General features: G+C 59.1%; 3 protein-coding genes and 1 pseudogene. 1 reads left to right on the top strand and 3 read right to left on the bottom strand.

From position 1 onward, the window contains the following. Positions 1-469: pseudogene (locus H5U08_RS11845) on the top strand (hypothetical protein); the annotation flags it as partial. Between the two features lie 19 nt (positions 470-488). On the opposite strand, the gene H5U08_RS11840 reads toward H5U08_RS11845, so the two are convergent. The 3 genes from H5U08_RS11840 to H5U08_RS11830 form a co-directional block, all read right to left on the bottom strand. Further along, positions 489-1,496 carry an ABC transporter permease gene (locus tag H5U08_RS11840; protein ID WP_297033259.1) on the bottom strand — a complete coding sequence of 336 codons (1,008 nt, stop codon included), beginning with the start codon at positions 1,494-1,496 and terminating at the stop codon, positions 489-491. A 102-nt stretch (positions 1,497-1,598) separates the two neighbouring features. Next, a complete protein-coding gene (locus tag H5U08_RS11835) occupies positions 1,599-3,101 on the bottom strand; it encodes a sugar ABC transporter ATP-binding protein (RefSeq protein WP_297033257.1) in 1,503 nt (500 codons plus the stop codon). Positions 3,102-3,131: 30 nt separating this feature from the next. Beyond that, positions 3,132-4,079 (bottom strand): histone deacetylase (locus tag H5U08_RS11830; RefSeq protein ID WP_297033255.1); only part of this gene is annotated, 948 nt, incomplete at its 5' end.

The raw sequence follows: 4,079 nt of genomic DNA, 5'->3' as shown, positions 1-4,079 counted from the left end.
GCTGACGCAGGGATTCCTGGTGCGCCGGCTCAGTCTTCGATTGTCGGAAAAAACCCTGTCCAATATCGGACTGTTAGCAGCGGTAGCCGGTTTTCTAGCCATCAGTGCGGCTGTGCAACACCCGCAGATGGCGCGCTTTCTCCCGCCATTTGCACTGGGCACCGAATGGGCAGGACGAGTCGTGGTCATCGCTAGTGGTGTCGTCGCGGCGGGGATGGCCTTCGTGATGCCTGCCGTACAATCCCTCATCTCCCGCCGGGTGGACGCGGATCACCAGGGGCGCATCTTCGGCATTGCCAACAGTTTGAGTGCCGTCGCGCGGATTGTGGGAGTGCTGCTCGCTTTTCAGGTGAGGGTGTTCCTTCCGGCCGGTCCTTTCATTCTGGCAGTGCTGCTGCTCATCGTTTCCATGGAACTGATCAGGCGATCCGCGGCAGAGCCTTTGGCGGTGCCTTCATCATCCCTGTGACTTCCGTGAGACTCTTCTTTTATGGCCGCCGGCGGGCCAGCGCCGCGTTGAGAAGGAGTGCCGCCATCAGCACCACGCCCATCACAAACGGGCGGGCAAAATCGTCCAGCCGAATCGAGTTAAGTCCGATATTGAGCACCGTAAATGTGGCGACACCGACGAGGGTCTTGCCAATCCCTCCTTCACCCCCAAAAAGACTCGTTCCCCCAAGCACAATACACGCCAGAGAACTGAGCAGAAGGTCCTGATTCTGATCGAGGGTCACACTCGTCATGCGCCCTGCATTGACCAGCCCGCCGACCCCCGCGGTGACTGCCGAAATCGCCAGACAGGCCGTGACGACCAGGCCTGTTGGTACCCCTGCCAGCCGGGCCGCCTGGCGGTTTCCCCCCGTCATGTACACGTATCGACCGAATCGCGTGTACTGGAGGACCACATGTCCCACGATCATGATGGCCCCTGCCAAAAGGGCACTGTACGGGATGACGGTCAACCCCTCATGTTCGATGCCGCGATTCCCAATATCCCCCAACAGGGCCGGTACCCGAAACGCTTGCCCGCGGGTTATGTACCGTGCAGCCCCCTGGGAGATAAACATCATGGCCAGCGTGATGATAAAGCTCGGCAGTCGCGATTTCACCGTTAAGACACCGGAAAGGATCCCCAGCAAGAGGCTCGTACACAATGGCAGGATGAGAACGGCGACGACGATTTCAGCCGACGCGACAAAACGTCCCTCTGCTGTTTGTGTCGCCCATGATTGATAGAGCCATCCGCAGAAACAGGCCGTCCACAAGGCCATCGTTCCAACAGCCAGATCGATTTCCGCGGCCAAAAGGACGAATGTTAACCCCGTGCTGACAATGGCCAGGACCGCGCCCTGCTGCAAGGCGGTCACCAAAGTCGAGAGCCGAAGGAAACCGGGGGCGGCGATTCCAAAGAAGACGATCAGTGCCAGAAGCGAAGCCACCGGTGCGACATCCTGCGGTTCCCAGCGGAATCGGAATCCCTTTGCAAACGCTGTCATCGCTCAAGTCCTATGGATGCCTTCCGCGAGTCAATTCCTTGCTTTTGGTGCCATGAAACATCGGGCGTGGAGAGGACGGTTATCACGAGGTCTCCCTCGGTGTCATGCCGCTCTAAGAAGTTCGGCCTTTTCCAGCCGACATCCTGACCATTCGGCGGTCACTTTTCCTCGACCCATGACCATCACGCGATGGGCATGGGCCAGGATCAGTTCCGGCTCCGTAGACGCCAGGATGACGGCTGTCCCCTGCGCGGCAAGTTGCTTCACCAATTGCATCACCTCGGCTTTTGCAGCAATATCCATACCCCGCGTGGGTTCTTCCAGAAGCAGCACGCGAACCGGTCCCAACAGCCACCTGGCAAACACCACTTTTTGCTGGTTGCCGCCGGATAGCTGCTCGACCCTCAGCAGCGGATCTGCCGGCCGACATCCCACCTGCTGCAGTACAGGTTGAACCGCCCGCAGTTCTTTCGCAAGGGTCACCCAATTTCCCACGGCGTGCCGAAGATGGGCGATGGTCACGTTCTTGTACACCTCACCGCGGAGGAACAGTCCCGCAGCCCGATCCGCCGTGACAAGCACCATCCCTGCGCGGACCGCTTTTTGAGGTCTGCCCGGCGGGATGGGACGCCCCTCGAGAATGATCCTTCCGGAACGTGGGGCCAAAGCCCCTCCCAAAGCCTGAACCAGTTCCTGGTGCCCCGCTCCCACGAATCCATAAAGCCCCAAAATCTCCCCAGGGGCGACGGTCAAACTCACGTCCTCGAATATCCCCGGCAACGTCAGTTTTTCCACGCTAAGCACCGGTGGTGCCGGAGTGCGTGGAGGAAGGTCGGCGCATTCTTCCCGTTCAGCGCCCACCGACGCCCCGCGGCCAATCATCGCTTCCACGAGTTTGTGTTTGGTCAATTCCGCACGGGGAAGCGTGAGCACACGCCGTCCTTCCCGCAGAACGGTGACCCGATCCGCAATGGCCAGAACATCCTCCAGGAAGTGGCTGATAAAAATGATGGCGACCCCTCTTTGTTGAAGTTGTTTGACCAATTCGAAAAGTCGCTCCACTTCCGGTGGGCTTAGGGCACTGGTTGGTTCATCCATGATAAGGATGCGGGCTCCACGATGGGCTGCCCGGGCAATCTCCACCATCTGTCTCACTACGAGGGGATATGTGTCGAGTCGCCGATCGACATCGAGGTGAAGCCCCAACTCCTGCAAATACTCGCGGGCCTTCTGCCGCATCAAAGGCCAATCCACGAATCCCAAGCGGTTAAGCGGCTGGCGCCCGAGAAAGAGGTTTTCCGCCACAGAAAGTTGGCCGATGCCCGAAAACTCCTGGTACACCATGGCGATGCCCAGATGGAATGCGGTCTGAGGGCTGGTGATTTTGACCGGCTGGCCGGCCACAGAGATTTCGCCCTCATAATCGGCCAAAGCCCCCGCCAGGATTTTCATGAGAGTGCTTTTTCCGGCCCCGTTGCTGCCCACAACCCCATGGACCTCACCCGGATAGAGATCAAAATCAACGTTCTCCAGAGCAATGACGCCGCCAAATCGCTTGCCGATGCGACGGCATTCCAGAACAGGTCCACGAGTGATGGACGTCATGGCGCTTCGTGGATCGGGGTGTGAGGACATTCAGGGATTCGCAGGCCGCGGGTTCTTCTCATCCCGGTGCACAATTTCCTCAAGGTGGACGGCAAGACAGTCGGGCATGACCAGACGATTATAGCCACCCTCCAGAACGCTGACAAAACGCCCTTCCGCATAGGTGTCTGCCACATCCAGGACCAAAGCAGTAAGGGGCCCGAAGTCTTCGGTTTCCAACCCCAAATTGCCGATGGGGTCCAGCCGGTGGGTGTCAAATCCGGCACTCAACAGCACCAACTGAGGTTTTACGAAAGCGGCAAATTTGTCCAGGGCCGGCTCCAGGGCGGCGAAATACTCTCGCCGCGATATTCCGTAGGGAACAGGAATATTCTTGGTATAGCCGCGTCCCGCTCCCTCGCCAATTTCGTCGGCCGCACCTGTGCCGGGATAGAAAGGATACCGATGGATGGAGAGGAATCCCACCCGCGGATCCTCCCAGAACACTGCCTGTGTTCCGTTTCCGTGGTGAATGTCCCAATCGACAATCAGTACCGATTCCAGCCCCAGTTCCCACACGGCCACGGCGGCGGCCACGGCGATGTTATTGAAGATGCAAAAGCCCATCGCCCGCTCTCGGAGGGCATGATGCCCCGGTGGACGGACCAAACAAAAGGCCCGCCGATCTTCTCCTTTCACGACCCGTTCCACGGCGTCACACACGGCTCCGACGGCTGCCAGGGCAACATCGTAAGAAGAGGGGCTGCAAATGGTGTCATGATCGAGGTCGCCGCCGCCGGATTTGGCCACCGCCCAAACCTCGTCGATGTAACGAGGGGAGTGGATGAGGGTGAGTCGGCTACGGGAGACAGGTTTGAACTGCGGTCGGGTACACCGAGAAAGCAAGTTCTTCGCTTCGAAGCACTCCAAAGCACCCCGAATTCGGTCCGCCCGTTCCGGATGCGCTCCTGTTTCGTGCTGGAGAAAAATGGGGTCGTA

The sequence above is a fragment of the Thermogutta sp. genome (assembly GCF_014359955.1).
In the GTDB taxonomy this organism is placed as follows: domain Bacteria; phylum Planctomycetota; class Planctomycetia; order Pirellulales; family Thermoguttaceae; genus Thermogutta.
Note: the sequence above shows the minus strand (reverse complement) of the source record. Positions and strands in the feature narration are given on the sequence as shown.